The organism is Mesorhizobium sp. A623 (assembly GCF_054489405.1).
Window position 1 is genome coordinate 1 of the sequence record NZ_JBTMXB010000143.1, and the last position, 613, is coordinate 613.

The 613-nt window shown below is 65.1% G+C and carries 1 protein-coding gene; it reads left to right on the forward strand.

The window, feature by feature from the left end:
* A partial coding sequence (locus tag ACX3P1_RS28315) for an amino acid ABC transporter ATP-binding protein (RefSeq protein ID WP_459083153.1) occupies positions 1-576 on the forward strand: 576 nt, incomplete at its 5' end.
* Positions 577-613 lie beyond the last annotated feature (37 nt).

The following is a 613-nucleotide window of genomic DNA, read 5'->3' on the forward strand; positions in this document are numbered from 1 at the left end:
GTCGGCATGGTGTTCCAGCACTTCAACCTGTGGCCGCATATGACCGTGCTGGACAACGTGACGCTGGGGCTTCGCCTTTCCAAGCGCACCCCCGCCGCCAAGGCGAAGGAAAGCGGACGCCGCGCGCTGGCCAAGGTCGGCCTTGCGGATTTCGCCGAGCGCTATCCCTCGCAGCTTTCCGGCGGCCAGCAGCAGCGCGTCGGCATCGCCCGCGCACTCGCCATGGAACCGCATGTGATCCTGTTCGACGAGCCGACCTCGGCGCTCGATCCCCAGCTCGTGGGCGAGGTTCTCGACACCATGAAGCAGTTGGCCGTCGAGGGCATCACCATGGTGGTGGTGACACACGAGATGGGCTTTGCCGCCCAGGTCGCTGACCGAGTCGTCTTCATGGATCGCGGCAAGGTGGTGGAGCAGGGCTCGCCTGCAAAACTCTTCAACGATCCGCAAAGCCCGCGCCTGCGGGAATTCCTCGACACCTGGAGACAGCGCAACATGCTGTTCCAGAACGAGCCCGCGCCAGCCACTAGGGCAGTGGCACCATCGACACGACAGCACGGAGGACCGAACCTATGAGCGAAGCCCTGAGCCCGGCCGGCGTTCCCCGCATGTA